The sequence below is a fragment of the Actinomadura nitritigenes genome (assembly GCF_017573545.1).
In the GTDB taxonomy this organism is placed as follows: Bacteria; Actinomycetota; Actinomycetes; order Streptosporangiales; family Streptosporangiaceae; genus Spirillospora; species Spirillospora nitritigenes.
Genome location: NZ_JAGEOK010000001.1, coordinates 22,675 through 36,955, shown reverse-complemented (window position 1 = coordinate 36,955; position 14,281 = coordinate 22,675). Strand labels below are relative to the sequence as shown.

Here is a 14,281-nt window from a genome sequence, read left to right as displayed (position 1 = left end):
GTGAAGGACGCCGTACCGGACGCCGGGAAGGACGATGCCGTGCCGGACGCGCCGTTCGACGCGCTGCCCGCGAACCTCGTCGACCCGCCGTGGCTGCGGAAGCAGGCCGCGCCGAAGGCCACGGCGGGGGACCGGACCGGGGACACGGTCGTGCCCGGCCTCGAACCTCCTGGGGACCGGCGCATCGTCTGGGAGCCGGAGGAGCGCGAGCAGTGGGCGGCGATGCGGCCCTACGGCGGGCCCTGGGCGGACGGCGACTGGGAACGGGAGGCCGAGAAGGTCCGCGACGGGTCGATGTACCTCCCGAGCCAGGCCGGGTTCCTGGCGAGCGCGCCCGAGGACCTCGCCCGCCCGCTGCTGGCCGCGTGGGAGCCGCCCCCGGTGACCTGGGACTTCGACCATTCGCTGAAGCCGATCGTCGCGCGCTTCGAGGAGGCGGCGTGGGACGTGTCGGTCCGGATGGCGCGGGCGAACCCGTTCGGGACCGGGCCCGTCCTGCTGCCGTTCCTGGGCGCGGACGTCGCCCGGCTGATGGCCGACTGGCTCTACCGGCTCAAGTCGGCGCAGAAGCTGGCCCGGACGTGGTTCGCCCGGCACGGGCTCGGCGCCGTCCCGTACCTGGTGCCGGACGCGCTGGGCAAGCGCGTCGGCCCGCGCCGCAACGCCGTCCACGCGCTGCGCCTCATCGAGGGCGGTGCCATCGAGGGCGGTGTCGCCGGGGCGGCCCGCGTGCACGGCGAGGAGGCCGCGAAGGCCGTCGCCGCGCTGCTCGCGGACGCGCCGGCGCAGGCCGGACCCGCCCACGAGCGGCCGAAGCCGCCGGACCTGCCCCGCTGGCTGGACACCGAGGCGCTGCCCCGGCCCGTCCTGCGGGACGGGCGCCGCCTGCCGCCCGGCGCCGCCCGCACCCTCGTCCACCTGTGGGCGATGGCGCTGCGCCCGGACGCGTTCCCCGGCGCGCACGAGGCCGCCGAGGAGACCGCCGCGCTGTGCGACCCGGCGTCCCTCACCGCCTTCGCCTGGGCGCTCTTCGAGGCGTGGCGCGGCGCCGGGACGCCGGGCCGCTCCGCGTTCGTCCTGCCCGCGCTCGGCCGGTTCGGCGACGACGAGACCGTCCGCCGCCTCACCCCGCTGATCAAGGAGTGGCCCGGTCAGTCCGGTCACGACCGCGCCGCCGCCGGCCTCGACGCGCTCGCCGCGATCGGCACCGACCTCGCCCTGCTGCACCTCGACGGCATCGCGCGGAGCGGCCGCTACAAGGGGCTCCAGCGGCAGGCGCAGGCCAAGCTGCGCCAGGTCGCCGCGCGCAAGGGGCTGAGCGACGAGCAGCTCGCCGACCGGCTGGTCCCGTCGTTCGGTCTGGACGCCACCGGCACGATGACGCTCGACCACGGCCCGCGCCGCTTCACCGTCGGCTTCGACGAGCTGCTCCGGCCCTACGTGATCGGCGAGGACGGCAAGCGCCGCAAGACCCTCCCCAAACCCGGCCCGGACGGCGACCCGTCCGCCCACCTGCGGTTCACGGCCCTGAAGAAGGACGTCCGCACCGTCGCGTCCCTCCAGATCGCCCGGCTGGAGACGGCGATGGTCGAGGGCCGCACCTGGACGCCCGCCGAGTTCACGGCGTTCTTCGTCCGGCACCCGCTGATGTGGCACATCGCCCGCCGCCTGGTCTGGACGTCCGGCGGCACCGCGTTCCGGCTCGCCGAGGACCGCACGCCCGCCGACGTCCGCGACGACGCCTTCGAGGTCCGCGCGGACGTGCGGATCGCCCACCCGCTGCTCCTCGGCGACGCCCTGCCCGCCTGGGCGGAGGTGCTCGCCGACTACGAGATCGTCCAGCCGTTCCCGCAGCTCGCCCGGCCCGTGTTCACCCTCGCGGACGGCGAGGGACGCGACGGCCGCCTCGCCCGCTTCGAGGGCCTGCGCGTGCCCTACGGGAAGATCCTCGGCCTGACCCGGACGGGCTGGGAGCGCGGCGCCGCCCTCGACGGCGGCGTCCAGCGCTGGATCTCCCGCCGCGCCGGCGCCCGCCACGTCGTGGTCGAGCTCGATCCCGGCATCGTGGCCGGCTACGTCGACCTGCACCCCGAGCAGAGGCTGGAGCACGTCTGGATCGCGCCCGCGCCCCGCGAGTACGACCCGGCGCTCCCCGTCGGGAACGGCTTCGCCGCCGTCGACCCGGTCCTGCTGTCAGAGATCCTCGCCGACCTGGAGAACCTCACATGAACCGGGAGCTCGCGACCGGGCCGGGGGAGCGGACCCCGTAGCGGGGACCGGTGAGCCACTCCGCCCGGACCGCCGCCACCAGCGCGGCGAGCCCCTCGTCGGTGTCCGGCGGTGTCTCGCCGTCCCCGCCGTCGGTCGCCGGGGCGGCCCGCATGATCTCGGCGGCCAGCTCCTCCACCGGCCGCCGGTCCTCCGGAACGCGCCGTACCTCGCCGTCCTCGCCGGCCATCATCCGCTCACCCCATGGCGGCATCACCGTCTGATGCAGGAACCCGCTGACATCGGCGCTCACCGGCGGAGGATCCGTCCAGCGGGTCGCGCGCTCGAACAGCACCTGGCCCTCGGCCCGCTCCCGCAGCCCCGTGGCGCCGGCCTCGGACAGGTCGTAGGCGACCACCAGAACACCGGGACTCCCTGGGGCGAACCGCTCGGCGGGCAGGCCGAGCACGCCCGCCACCGCCAGTCCGAGGATCGTGCTGGACCGGTCGTCCAGCAACCCCACGGCCCGGGGCCGGCGGCCCGCCGCGTCCAGGACCAGGCGGAGCCGGTCGACGGCCCGCCGGCAGTCCCCGTAGGAGTCGGAGACGAACGCGTAACGCCCGGTCATCCCCTGCTCGAACCCGTAGGGCGACAGCGTCAGCAGTACCGACCCGCCCAGCGCGAAATGCCATCCCCGCAGGTCCCTGTGGTCCAGCGGACTCACGGCCCGGACGGCCCGCGCCCGTGCCAGCGTCCCGCGCAGGCGGTCCCGCGCGGGACGCCACCGCTCGTCGTCCGGCTCGGGCAGCCGAGCCGCCTCCCGCTCGGACCGCTCCAGATCACCGGCCATCAGTGCGTTGTGGGCGAGCAGGTACCGGCCGGGCCACGCCCCGAGATCACCGGGAAACGCCTCCAGCGCGGCGACGGCATCGGCGTGCCGGTTCTCGTCCTCCAGCGCGGAGACCAGCTCGCCCAGCAGCGCCGCGGAATCCGGCACCGCGGCCTGCGCCGTCCTCAGCGCCGGAATGGCGAGAAAGGACACGCCCCGCTCGATGCACGCATAACCGAAATCGTAGAGGCGCTGGGGATCGGCGGGCACGGCGGCCACCGCCCCGGCCGCATCCCGCAGGTCATCGAAGCCCGACGCGGCCGCCGCGCGTTCGATGAGCCGTGCGACCTCCGCCATTTCCATCGTCTCGACAGTGAATCGAAGATGCCGCAGCAGTCCGGAAATGTCTCCGCTCTCGAGAAGAGCCCACGCGTCACTCACAGGCGGACACGCTACAGCGCGCCCGCAGCGCGGATCACTCGGTTTTCCCGGCGTCGTCGAGGGCGGCGAGGACGTCGGCGACGAGGTCGCCGGTGTTCTCCACGCCGACCGAGAACCGGACGAACCCCGGTTCCACGGCGTCGCCGCCCCAGCGCCCCCTGCGCTCGGCGGAACTGTGCACCGACCCGAAACTCGTCGCCTGGTTGACGAGCCGCATCGCGCCGAGGAAACGCTCCGCGAACGCCTCGTCCGGCAGCGTGAAGGAGACGACGCAGCCGAACCGCCGCATCTGCCTCACCGCGATCTCGTGGGACGGGTCGTCAGCCAATCCCGGATACCGCAGCCCGGCGACCTCCGGCCGTTCCCGCAGCGCCTCCGCGAGCGCCATCGCATTGACGGCCTGCCGGTCCAGCCGCAATTCCAGCGTGGCCAGGGAACGGTGCGCAAGCCACGCCTCCATCGGCCCCGGAATGGCGCCGACGGTCTTGCGCCACAGCCGCACGCTCTCCGCCAGCGCCGCGTCCCGCGTCGCGACGTGCCCGAGGAGCAGGTCCCCGTGCCCGGTCAGCGCCTTGGTGTCGCTGGCCACCGAGAAGTCCGCGCCGAGGTCCAGCGGGCGCTGCCCGAGCGGCGTCGCGAGGGTGTTGTCGACCGCTACCAGCGCGCCCGCCTCGTGCGCCGCCTCCACCAGCCGGGCGATATCGCACACGTCCAGATTCGGATTGGACGGCGTCTCCACCCACACGAGCCGGGCGCCGTCGAGCAGTTCGATCTGCGCGTCGCCCGCCGTCGGCCCCATCCGCACGACCGCCCCGTACGATTCGAGCCGCTCCTTCAGCGCCCGCGTCGTCTGGTAGCAGTCGTCCGGCAATACGACCACGTCACCGGAACGCACCTGCGACAGCAGGACCGCCGCGATCGCCGCCATTCCCGACGAGAAGGAGACGACCTCGGCGCCGCCCTCCAGTTCCCCGATCGCCGCTTCCAGCAACGTCCATGTCGGATTGGTGTCGCGCCCGTACGTGTAAGGCCCGACCGGCTCGCCCGGCAGATGGAAATGCGCCGCGAAGACCGGCCCCGGCAACGGCGGCGCGTACTTCCTCGCAGGCGGCCTCCCGGCCCCCACCGCCAGCGTCCCGTCCCCAAGCTCGCGCGTCACACGTCCTCCTCTTCCTCGCCACCATCGTCCCGCACGCCTCCCACCAGGACGGACACGCCCCCGGGCGATCGTCCGCAGCGTCCGGCCCAGCACGGCGCCGGCCGCGCGCACATCCGAGCACGGCGCGAGGGGCCGTCCCAGCGAGTCGCGGAACCACGGCGTCCCGTCCACGAGCACCACCATGACGCTCTCCCCGACGCGCGGCGCCGACCGGTGGGACACGCGCAGCAGCGGCGGCTCCCCGAACCGCAGCGCGACCGTCCACCCCTTCCCGGCGAGCTCGGCCGCCAGCGCGTCGAGGTACCGCAGCGCGTTCACCGGGCCGTCCACACGACGGCGCCGTCCAGCCGCGACGCCTCCGCGACCTCACCGAGGTCGATGTACGCGCCGCGCCCGATGAGGCTGACCCGCACCCGCCGGACGACACCGCGCGCCCCACCCGGCACCCCGCGCAGCGCCGCGTCCACGTGCCGCGCCACCGTCGCCCAGTCGTCCGACACCCCGCCCGCCGACGCCTCCGGCACGTCCCACGAGTAGAGCACCGGCGGCTCGCAACACCCCCGCCTCATGCACCCTCCGCATCCGTCTCGCATTCCGTAACGAGACGAACACGCTAAGTACGACCTCGCGCCCCGGGGTTTCGCCCCCGAAACCCGGGGCTCAGGCGAGGTTCATACGCCACGCCAACCCGCGCAGGTCACGGTTGACGGCGCGGTCGTGGAGGTCGGCAACGAGGTCGCGCACCAGCGGGTTCTTGTAGACCTTCACCGGCGCGTGCTTCTCGGCCTGGCGCAGCTCGCGGACGGCCTCCCTCGGCTTGCCGAGCATCGAGAAGGCGCGCGCCTTCTCGATGAAGAGCGCGGCCCTGCGGGTCCTGGAAGGGAGCGCCTCGACGTCGACGCGGGACGCGGCGTCCACGGCCGTCTCCGGGTCGGCGGCCTCCACGGCGAGCATCGCGCGCCAGACCCCGACGTTCGCGGCGCCGAAGCTCTGCCACCCGTCGCCGGGGGACGACTCAGGCTGCTCGCCGATCCGCGCGGCGGTCCGCTCCGCCTCCTCGACGTGCCGCGCCGCGGCGGCGTGGTCGGCCTGCACCTGGCACGCGAGAGCGGCCGACAGTTGCAGCATGCCGTACACCTCGTGCGCGGTGCGGTCGTCACCGAGATGCGGCTCCAGCCGTCCGGCGGTCCGCGCCGCGTCCCGCATCGGCCGCGACAGCGCGGCGGCCGGACGGGAGTGCGCACGGGCGAAGACGGCCGCCGCGGTCATGACGGGATCGTCGAGCAGGCGGGCGGCGTGCCCGGCGCGGTCCGCCGCGATCCAGGCCAGGTCGACCTGCCCGAGGTTGCGCAGCATGAACGTCGCCGCCGTGCACGTCTCCACCAGCAGCCGCAGCGCCGCCGCCCGCTCCGCCTCGTCGCCCACCGCCGCGTGGACGTGCAACTCCGCAACCACCGGCGGCAGCGTCACCCCGAGGCCGGGGTAGTCCGACGTGCGGCGCTGCCGCCGGATCCGCTCCTCGATCAGTTCGGTCAGGGCGCCGAGAGGCCGGGCGGGGACGTCCGGCGGGTCGTCCAGCGTGGTGTCGAGGAGGACCTCTCGCAGGCGCACCGCATCACCGTATGCGGGCTCCTTCGGGCGGATGATCGGAACCGGCTCGCCGACGAGGTCGGAGGGGGAGACCTGGAGGGCTTCGGCGAGGGCGCGGATGTCGCTGCGCCGTTCGAGCCGCAGGTGCCCGTTCTCCACGCGGGACAGCCACCCCTTGGTGCGTCCCACGAGCCCGGCGAGCACTTCGAGCGACATGCCCCGGTACAGCCGGGCGGCGCGGATGTTGTCGCCTATGCGGCGGACGTCGTCGGCCATGGTCGACCACCCCTCATCGTCCAGGCTAGGCCGGACCGCGCAGGATAGGGGCCGGCGGCAGGGAGGTGTTTCCGTGCGGAAACGGGGCCGGGCCGAATCCTTTCGGGGGGTCGGCGCCTCCTATGGGCGTGCCGGTGAACCGGCCGGCACGGGAACGGAGGTCATCATGATCATCGCAGCGGCCGTCGCGGGTGCGGCGGTGCTGGTCTGCGCGTGCACCGCCACCGTCGTGCGGCGCAGGAGGAGGGCGCGTGGCTGAGCGGGCCTGGCCGGGGGAGCGGCTGGTCGTCGCCGCGCAGCGCGGCGACGCCGAGTCCATCGCGGCGCTGGTGTCGGGGTCGCACCCGCACGTCCGGCGGTTCGCGCACGCGCTGTGCGCGTCGCCGCAGGACGCGGAGGACGCCGCGCAGGAGGCGCTGATCATCCTGTACCGGAAGATCGGGACGCTGCGGGCGTCGGGCGCGCTGGCGTCGTGGATGTTCCGGATCGTCCGCAACGAGTGCCTGCGCCGGGCGCGGACGGTGCTCCAGCCCCGGGAGGTCCCGGACGGGGCCGTGCCGTCGGCGGAGGACGACGTGCTCCAGCGGCTGGAGGCCGAGCGGGTCGCGGCGGCGATCGCCGCGCTGCCCGCGGACCAGCGGCGCGTCCTGATCATGCGGGACGTGCAGGGCGTCCCGGGGCGGACGGCCGCCGGGGTGCTCGGGCTGAGCGTGCCCGCGATGAAGTCGCGGCTGCACCGGGCGCGGGCGGCGGTCCACGAGGCGCTGGAGGGCGGCCATGGCGGGTGAACCGCTGGGACGGCATCTGGTCCGGGGAGCGGTGGGGTTCGGTGCCCTCGCCGGTGCGATCGCGCTCGTCCCCCTGATCGGGGTCGCCGGGCTGGTCCTGGCGCCGGTCGGCCTGGTGGCGCTGCGGGGCTGCCCGGCCTGCTGGTTCATGGCACTCGCCGAGACCCTGTCCAGGGGCCGCCTCGAGCGGACGTGCGAGGACGGCGTGTGCGAACTGAGAACCCCGGCCGGTGCGCGGAGCACCGGGAGGCATCCGGGGCCCGGCTGACCGGCGTTCCGGGCAGGTCGCGAAACATCGGTGGATTGTCGGCGCGCTCCTCTACCGTTGGGCGGCATGGAAGATCACCTCCCGCGGGCGGGCGGTGGGGGCCGCCGCGCGGCGCGTCTCGGCGCCCTCACCGAACCCGCCGCCTGACCCGGAACGGACACCATGCCTGACAACACCGCCGACCACCAGAGACCGCCCGCGGAGGTGCGGTTCGCCGACGAGCTGGAACGGCTCCGCGAGCACGACGACGGGCCGCGCCCGCCCGGCTGGGCGCTGAGCCTGACCGGGGCGCGCCGGTTCATCGTCGGCGACGACGCGCTCGGCGTCACCCGCAAGTTCGTCGGGGACACCGCGCTGATCGACCGGGCGCTGGTCACCCTCGCCACGAGCCGCGGGCTGATGCTGGTCGGCGAGCCGGGCACCGCGAAGTCGCTGCTGTCGGAGCTGATCGCGGCGGCGGTGTCCGGGACGTCCACGCTGACGATCCAGGGCGGCGCGGCGACGACCGAGGACCAGATCAGGTACTCGTGGAACTACGCGCTGCTGGTGTCGGAGGGGCCGTCGACGCGGTCGCTGGTGCCGGCGCCGCTGCTGACCGGGATGGCCGAGGGGAAGGTCGTCCGGTTCGAGGAGATCACCCGGTGCCCGCTGGAGGTGCAGGACTCGCTGCTGTCGCCGCTGTCGGACCGCGTCCTCGCCATCCCGGAGCTGTCCGGGCCGGAGTCGATGGTGTTCGCGCGGGAGGGGTTCAACGTCATCGCGACCGCGAACACCCGCGACCGCGGCGTCAACGAGATGAGCGCCGCGCTGAAGCGGCGGTTCAACTTCGAGACGGTGTTCCCGATCGCCGACTTCGCGACCGAGCTTGACCTGGTCGAGCGGGAGGCGGCGCGGCTGCTGGAGCGCAGCGGCGTCGGCGTCGCGCCGCGCCGGGACGTCCTGGAGGTGCTGGTCACCACGTTCCGGGAGCTGCGGAACGCCACCACGGAGGACGGCCGGCCGATGGACCGGCTGTCGGCCGTGATGAGCACGGCGGAGGCGGTGTCGGTCGCGCACGCGGTCGGCGTGCGGGGCTGGTTCCTGCGCGGCGAGCCGGGCGGCGCCTCCGACATCGTCGAGTGCCTCGCCGGCACGGCCGCCAAGGACAGCGCGGACGACCTGACCCGGCTGCGCCGCTACCTGGAGCAGCAGGCCGCCCGGCGCGACGGCGAGCAGTGGAAGGCGCTGCACGCGGCCCGGCACCGGCTGCCCGGCTGATGGCCGTCACGTTCATCGGCGTCCGGCACCACAGCCCGGCGTGCGCGCGGCTCGTCCGCGACGCGATCGCGCGGCTGCGCCCCGCGTACGTGCTGGTCGAGGGCCCCGCCGACGTCAACGGGCGGCTGGACGAGCTGCTCCTCGGCCACACGCCGCCGATCGCGATCTACAGCTTCTACCGGGACGCCGAGCGGGTGCACGCGTCGTGGTCGCCGTTCTGCGACTACTCGCCGGAATGGGCGGCGCTCCACGCGGGCCGGGCCGCCGGCGCGGAGCTGCGGTTCATCGACCTGCCCGCGTGGCATCCCGCGTTCGCCGAGCGCGGCAACCGGTACGCCGACGCCGAGCGCCGCTACGCCGCCGCCACCGAGCGGCTGTGCCGGGAGTTCGCCGTCGACAACACCGACGTGCTGTGGGACCACCTGTTCGAGATCGACGCCGGCGACCTGCCCGCGCGCCTCGACGCGTACTTCGACCTGGTGCGCGGCGAAGCGGAGCCGGGGCCCGAGGACTCCGCGCGCGAGTCGTACATGGCCGCGTGGGTCCGCGCGGCGCGGGCCGACGCGGGGGACCGGCCGGTCGTCGTGGTGACCGGCGGGTTCCACAAGCCCGCGCTGGAGGCCCTCGCCCGCACCGGCGGCACCGGATGGCCGGAGGTCCCCGCGCCGGAGGAGGGCGCGACGGGCGGCAGCTTCCTCGTCCCGTACTCGTTCCGGCGGCTCGACGCGTTCACCGGCTACCAGTCCGGCATGCCGTCGCCGGAGTACTACCAGCGGCTCTGGGAGGACGGCCCGGACGGCGCCGCCGCCGCGCTGACCGAGACCGTCGTAACGCGGCTGCGCGAGCGCAGGCAGGTGGTGTCGACCGCCGACCTGATCGCCGCGCGGACCCTCACCGAGGGCCTCACCCGGCTGCGCGGGCACCGCTCGCCCGCCCGCACCGACCTGCTCGACGGGCTGGTGTCCGCGCTGGTCGGCGAGGACCTCGACCAGCGGCTGCCGTGGACGGCGCGCGGTCCCCTCGCGCCGGGCGCGCACCCCGCGGTCGCCGAGATGGTGGCGGCGCTGAGCGGGAACCGCGTCGGCCGCCTGCACCCCGACACGCCCGCGCCGCCGCTCGTCCACGACACCGCCGCCGAGCTGGAACGGCTCGGCCTCGCGGCCGGCGGCCGGATCACGCTGAAGCTGACCGCCGCGCGGGGCCTGGAGCGCAGCCGCGCACTGCACCGGCTGCGCGTCCTCGGCGTCCCCGGCGCACGGCGCGAGTCGGGCCCGGCGACCGGCGCCGACCCGGTGCTGGAGGAGGTCTGGCAGCTCAACCCGTCCGACCCCGACGGCGCGCGGCTCGCCGCGCTGATCGAGGCGGGCGCCTACGGCCCGACCCTCGGCGACGCCGCGGCGGCCGCCCTGGACGAGCGGACGACCGCCGCGGGCGGCGACATCGAGCGGCTCGCGGAGTCGCTGTTCGACGCGGCGCTGTGCGGCTGCGCCGGGCAGTCCGGCCGCATCGCCGCGTCCATCGCCGCCGGGATCGCGGGCGCGTCCGACCTCGGCGCGCTCGGCCGCGCGCTGGACGTCGTCCTCGGGCTGTGGCGGCACGACCACGTCCTCGGGACGGCCCGCAGCCCGCTGTTCGGCACCGTCATCGAGGAGTGCACGGAACGGATCCTGTGGCTCGCCGAAGGGATCCGCGGCGGCCCGGCGCCCGCCGACCGCGCCCGGCTGCGGGCGCTCGCCGCGGCCCGCGACGCGCTGCTGCACGCCGCCGGGACGCTGCGCGTCGACCGGGACGCGGCGCTCGGCGTGGCCGGCCGCGTCGCCGCCGCCCCCGACGCGCCGCCCGACCTGCGCGGCGCCGCGTTCGGCCTCGGCCGGGCGCTCGGCGACACCGCCGACCCCGCCCGCGCGGTGCGCGGCGCCGCCGGGCCGCGGGTGTTCGGCGACTGGCTCGCCGGGCTGTTCGCGCTGGCCAGGCAGGAGGTCCTCGACCCCGGCGGGACCGTCCTCGCCGTCCTGGACGAGCTGGTCGGCGCGCTCACCGACGAGGACTTCCTCGTCGCGCTGCCCGCGCTGCGGCAGGCGTTCGAGTTCTTCCCGCCGCGCGAGCGGGAGACGATCGCCGAGCGGCTGCTGGCCCGCCGCGGCCTGCGCGGGTCCGCCCGCGGGCTGCTGCGCGCGCCGCGCGACCCCCTCGTCATCGCCGAAGCGCGCGCCCTGGAGGAGCGCGTCGACCGCGCCCTCGAGGCCGCCGGACTCACCGGAGGACGACCATGACCCCACCCGAGGCCCCCGCCGGTGACCTGGAGCGCTGGCGGCTGATCCTCGGCGCGCCCGCCGGCGGCGCCGCCGGGCCGCTCGGCGCCGACGCCGCCGCGCGCGACCGCGCCCTCGACTGGCTCTACGGCCGCGACCCCGAGCTCGCCCGGCGCGGCGTCCGCCGCGGCGGCGCGGGCTCCGGCTCCGCGTCCGGGGGCGGCCGTTCCGGCGACCGGACCGGCGGCGACGGGGAGTCCGTGCTCACCACCGTCGACTGGCTCGACGACGTGCACCGGCTGTTCCCCAAGGAGACCATCGAGCGGCTCGAACGCGACGCCGTCGAGCGCTACGAGATCCACGACATCGTCACCGACCCGGCCGTGCTGGAGCGGATCGAGCCGGACCGGTCGCTGCTGCGCGCCGTCCTGCGCACCAAGCACCTGATGAACCCGGAGGTCCTCGCGCTCGCGCGGCGGATCGTCGAGGCCGTGGTGCGGGAGCTGATGGAGAAGCTCGCCACGGAGGTCAGGCAGGCGTTCCACGGCACCCGGTCGCGGCGCCCGAGCCGCATCCGCAACTCCCGCAACTTCGACTTCCACGGCACGGTCCGCGCCAACCTCGCGCACTACCGCCCCGACGAGCGCCGCCTCTACATCGAGAACCCGCGGTTCGTGTCGCGGACGCGGCGGCACGTCGAGCAGTGGCAGATGATCCTGCTGGTCGACCAGTCCGGCTCGATGCTCGACTCGGTGATCCACTCGGCGGTCACCGCCGCGTGCCTGTGGGGGCTGCCGGGGCTGAGGACCCACCTCGTCGCGTTCGACACCGCCGTCGTGGACCTGACGTCCGACGTCACCGACCCGGCGGAGCTGCTGATGAAGGTGCAGCTCGGCGGCGGCACCGACATCGCCCGCGCGGTCGCCTACGGCGCCGGCCTCGTCGACAACCCGCGCCGCGCGATCGTCGCCGTCATCAGCGACTTCTACGAGGGCGGCGACGCGGGGCGGCTCGTCCGGGAGGTCCGGCGCCTGGTCGAGCAGGGCACCTGCGTGCTCGGCCTCGCCGCGCTCGACGAGGACGCCAATCCCGCCTTCGACCGCGACATGGGGCGGCGGCTCGCCGCCGTCGGCGCGCACGTCGGCGCGATGACGCCCGGCCGGCTCGCCGAGTTCGTCGCGGAGAGGATCGGATCGTGACGCGCGCCGACCTGCTCGCGCTGACACCGGACTCCCTCGCGGCCCTCACGAACCGGGGCCTGGTCAAGCGCGCCGCGAAGGACCTCGACGCGGGCAACGGCCCGGAGCTGACCGTCGCGCCGGACGGCGGCGTCGAGGGCAGGTACCCCGACGGGACCACGGCGGTGCTGGCGGCGGGCGCGGGCCTGGAGGCCGCGACCTGCACCTGCGCCGCGACCGGGACGTGCCGCCACCAGATCTGCCTCGTCCTGGCGTACCAGCGCGACGCCGCCGGTGCCGCCGCCCCCGAGGATGACGCCGGCGAGCCCGCCGCCGCCGAGGTCGCCGACTGGTCGCCCGGGGCGTTCGACGACGACGCGCTCGCCGCCGTCCTCGGCCGCCGCGCCCTCACCGCCGCCCGCCGCGCCCACCGCGCCGGGTACGCCGCCGCGATCCACCGGCCGACGCCGGACGACCCCGTCGCGCGCGTCGAGCTCCAGACCTGCACCGTCCGGTTCCTCGTGCCGGGCGAGCTCGGCTACGTGCACACCGACGCGGTCGCGTCCGTCCGCGGCGAGATGACCGTGCTGGCCGCCTGGGCGTTCCGCGCCGCCGACGAGCAGGGCCTCACCGGCGCCGACGTCCGGCTCGACGTCGGCGGCGACGGGAAGGGCGAGGACCGCTCCGGCGGGCTCGACGCGGCCGTCCGCCTCGTGGACCAGGTCCTGCTGGAGGGCGCCGTGCACGCCGGGCCCGTCCTCGCCACCGCGCTGCGCCGCACCGCCGGCGAGCTGGCCGCGCGGAACCTCCACTGGCCCGCCGGCGCCGTGGACGACCTCGCCGGGCAGCTCGCCGCCTACCACGAGCGCGACGCCGCCCACGACCCCGCGCGGTTCGCCGCCCTCATCGCCGAGGTGCACGCGCGGCACCGCGCCTCCGCCGCCGGCGGCACCCGCTCGCAGGTCCTCGGCACCGACGAGTCCGCCGAGACGCCGCTGCGCCGCGTCCGGCTCACCGCGCTCGGCTGCCGCGTCGGCGGCAGCGACGAGGTCCGCACCGCCGACCTGTTCCTCGCGCACGCCGGCACCGGCGTCGTCCTCGTGCTCAAGCGCCGCTGGAACGTCCCGGAGGGCGAGGCGCTCACCGGCGCCGACCTCGCCGGGCGCCGGATCCTCGGCTCCCCGCTGCGCGCCCTCGCCGCCGCGAACGTCGTGTCCGAGAGCGCGTCCCGGAGCGCCGGACGGGTCGTCCGCGTCGCCGCCGGACGGATCGCCAAGACCACCGTGACCCCGCTCGGCAACGCCTGGGAGGGGCTGCCCGCCGGGCTGCTCGTCCGCGACCTGAAGGCCGAGGAGCGCGCGCTGGACGCGCTGCCGCCCCGCCTGGTCCGGCCGCGCGTGGAGGCCGAGTTCGTCCGCGCGGTCGAGATCGCCGAGGTGCGCGACGTCGGCTACCACCCCGGCGCGCAGCGCCTCGAAGCGGTCGTCGCCGACGCGGCGGGCACGACGGCGGTCGTGTCCGCCGAGCACGGCCCGTACCGTCCGGCCGCGCTCGACGCGCTCGCCGCCGCGCTGGCCGACGCGCCCCGCATGGTGACCGGCGCCGTCCGCCGCGACCGGGGCGGGCTCGTCATCGACCCGTTCGCGGTGCTGACCGGGTCGGGCCCCGTCGTGCCCGACCTGGCGCCGGGCGACGGCGCCGCCGTGCTGGACGGCCCGTCCCCCGCCGCGCCCGACCCCCTCGGCGACGTCGTCCGGGCGGCGCTCGACGTCTGCGCCGAGGCCGCGCACCGCGGGCTGCTGCACGCCACGCCCGGGCTGCGCGACCGGATCGCCCGCGCCGGCGACGACCTGCGGCGCACCGGGCTGCGGGCCGCCGCCGGCGCCCTCGCCGACCTCGCCGGGACGGTCGGCTCCGACGACCCCGACCGCACCGCGGAGGCCTGGGCCACCGCCCACATCCGCCTGCTGGCGACCGCCGAACTCCGCTGACGAGACCCATCTCACATCCGCCGCCCGCGCGGCGGCGCTGAGCA

Annotated in this window: 11 protein-coding genes; 7 read left to right on the top strand and 4 right to left on the bottom strand. The window is 76.0% G+C overall.

The window, feature by feature from the left end; genetic code table 11:
- Positions 1–2,229, top strand: a complete 2,229-nt coding sequence (locus J4557_RS51445; protein ID WP_208264234.1) for a DUF4132 domain-containing protein — start codon at positions 1–3, stop codon at positions 2,227–2,229.
- Here J4557_RS51445 and J4557_RS00165 read toward each other — a convergent pair.
- The 4 genes from J4557_RS00165 to J4557_RS00150 form a co-directional block, all read right to left on the bottom strand.
- Entirely contained in the window at positions 2,222–3,400 is a 1,179-nt protein-coding gene (locus J4557_RS00165) for a hypothetical protein (RefSeq protein WP_243775067.1), read from the bottom strand. The genes J4557_RS51445 and J4557_RS00165 overlap by 8 nt on opposite strands.
- 112 nt (positions 3,401–3,512) lie before the next feature.
- On the bottom strand, positions 3,513–4,955 hold the full coding sequence (locus tag J4557_RS00160; protein WP_208264232.1) for a cystathionine gamma-lyase: 1,443 nt from the start codon (positions 4,953–4,955) through the stop codon (positions 3,513–3,515).
- Positions 4,952–5,206 carry a hypothetical protein gene (locus J4557_RS00155; protein WP_208264231.1) on the bottom strand — a complete coding sequence of 85 codons (255 nt, stop codon included), beginning with the start codon at positions 5,204–5,206 and terminating at the stop codon, positions 4,952–4,954. Before J4557_RS00155 ends, J4557_RS00160 begins: the two co-directional genes overlap by 4 nt.
- Positions 5,207–5,297: 91 nt before the next feature.
- Complete coding sequence (locus J4557_RS00150) at positions 5,298–6,503, bottom strand: helix-turn-helix domain-containing protein (RefSeq protein WP_208264230.1); 1,206 nt, start codon at positions 6,501–6,503, stop codon at positions 5,298–5,300.
- 251 nt (positions 6,504–6,754) lie between these two features.
- Between J4557_RS00150 and J4557_RS00145 the strand changes: the two genes are divergently transcribed.
- The 6 genes from J4557_RS00145 to J4557_RS50655 all read left to right on the top strand — a co-directional run bounded on the left by J4557_RS00145 (position 6,755) and on the right by J4557_RS50655 (position 14,237).
- Positions 6,755–7,291, top strand: coding sequence for an RNA polymerase sigma factor (locus J4557_RS00145; protein WP_208264229.1), 537 nt, complete (start codon positions 6,755–6,757; stop codon positions 7,289–7,291).
- On the top strand, positions 7,281–7,559 hold the full coding sequence (locus J4557_RS00140) for a hypothetical protein (RefSeq protein WP_208264228.1): 279 nt from the start codon (positions 7,281–7,283) through the stop codon (positions 7,557–7,559). The genes J4557_RS00145 and J4557_RS00140 overlap by 11 nt, the downstream gene beginning before the upstream one ends.
- Positions 7,560–7,721: 162 nt before the next feature.
- On the top strand, positions 7,722–8,816 hold the full coding sequence (locus J4557_RS00135; protein ID WP_208264227.1) for an AAA family ATPase: 1,095 nt from the start codon (positions 7,722–7,724) through the stop codon (positions 8,814–8,816).
- Positions 8,816–11,089: a DUF5682 family protein gene (locus J4557_RS00130; RefSeq protein ID WP_208264226.1), complete on the top strand. Its 2,274-nt coding sequence runs from the start codon at positions 8,816–8,818 to the stop codon at positions 11,087–11,089. The genes J4557_RS00135 and J4557_RS00130 overlap by 1 nt, the downstream gene beginning before the upstream one ends.
- The gene (locus tag J4557_RS00125) at positions 11,086–12,267 is read left to right on the top strand and encodes a VWA domain-containing protein (RefSeq protein WP_208264225.1); all 1,182 of its coding nucleotides are present in this window, start codon (positions 11,086–11,088) and stop codon (positions 12,265–12,267) included. The genes J4557_RS00130 and J4557_RS00125 overlap by 4 nt, the downstream gene beginning before the upstream one ends.
- Complete coding sequence (locus J4557_RS50655) at positions 12,264–14,237, top strand: YehQ family protein (RefSeq protein ID WP_208264224.1); 1,974 nt, start codon at positions 12,264–12,266, stop codon at positions 14,235–14,237. The genes J4557_RS00125 and J4557_RS50655 overlap by 4 nt, the downstream gene beginning before the upstream one ends.
- Positions 14,238–14,281: the final 44 nt, after the last annotated feature.

Coding starts and splice junctions, on each gene's coding strand:
- J4557_RS00165 (WP_243775067.1), bottom strand. CDS start 3,400: ATGGAAATGGCGGAGGTCGCACGGCTCATCGAACGCGCGGCGGCCGCG.
- J4557_RS00155 (WP_208264231.1), bottom strand. CDS start 5,206: ATGAGGCGGGGGTGTTGCGAGCCGCCGGTGCTCTACTCGTGGGACGTG.
- J4557_RS00150 (WP_208264230.1), bottom strand. CDS start 6,503: ATGGCCGACGACGTCCGCCGCATAGGCGACAACATCCGCGCCGCCCGG.
- J4557_RS00140 (WP_208264228.1), top strand. CDS start 7,281: ATGGCGGGTGAACCGCTGGGACGGCATCTGGTCCGGGGAGCGGTGGGG.
- J4557_RS00135 (WP_208264227.1), top strand. CDS start 7,722: ATGCCTGACAACACCGCCGACCACCAGAGACCGCCCGCGGAGGTGCGG.
- J4557_RS00130 (WP_208264226.1), top strand. CDS start 8,816: ATGGCCGTCACGTTCATCGGCGTCCGGCACCACAGCCCGGCGTGCGCG.
- J4557_RS00125 (WP_208264225.1), top strand. CDS start 11,086: ATGACCCCACCCGAGGCCCCCGCCGGTGACCTGGAGCGCTGGCGGCTG.